General features: G+C 62.8%; 1 protein-coding gene. It reads left to right on the plus strand.

Translation table 11 applies throughout. From position 1 onward, the window contains the following. On the plus strand, nucleotides 1-332 hold a 332-nt coding region (locus tag NW819_RS13100; RefSeq protein ID WP_414414012.1), incomplete at its 5' end, for an N-acetyltransferase family protein. Nucleotides 333-594 lie beyond the last annotated feature (262 nt).

Genomic DNA, 594 nt, shown 5'->3' on the forward strand with positions numbered 1-594 from the left:
GCGTCAGCGGGACGAAGTCCTTAATCCTCGGCATCAGCCGCCTCTCCAGAAAACATGGCTTTCCCCAAGAAGCAGAGTTTGCCATGCTGGTGGCGGATCCCTACCAACGGCAAGGGATTGGCACGGAGCTGTTGACCCGCCTCATTCAGGTGGCCCGCTGCGAAGGGATCCAGCACCTCACCGGCGAGGTTCTTGGCGAAAACGAGGCCATGCGCCGCCTGTGTCAGCGGCTGGGGTTCCAGTTGCACCCTTCTCCAGAGGATCCTGGCATTCTCAAGGCCACGCTGGATCTCGCTGTCGATGCGGCGATCCCCACCCCCTGTCCTGCCTAGGGATCCTTAAATAAAAACGGTTTGCCGACCGGCTTACCGTAGAATAGGAACAAGGGCCTGCTCCTTCCGCCTACAGCAAGCGGAGCCCCTCTGTCGGAGAGAGGCTGGGGGCGAGGGCGGCCCGAGGTTTTGAGGACGGCTATGGAGGTTACAAAGACAGGCGGGATCCAGAGGCTGCTGGCGAGCGGGGGACGGTGGCTGGGGATGGGATCCCTGCTGCTCTGCCTTCTGCTTGGCCTTGGCGGCTGTGGCCGAGGGGGGG

The sequence above is a fragment of the Synechococcus sp. R8-2 genome (assembly GCF_047461715.1).
Classification (GTDB): domain Bacteria; phylum Cyanobacteriota; class Cyanobacteriia; order Thermostichales; family Thermostichaceae; genus Thermostichus.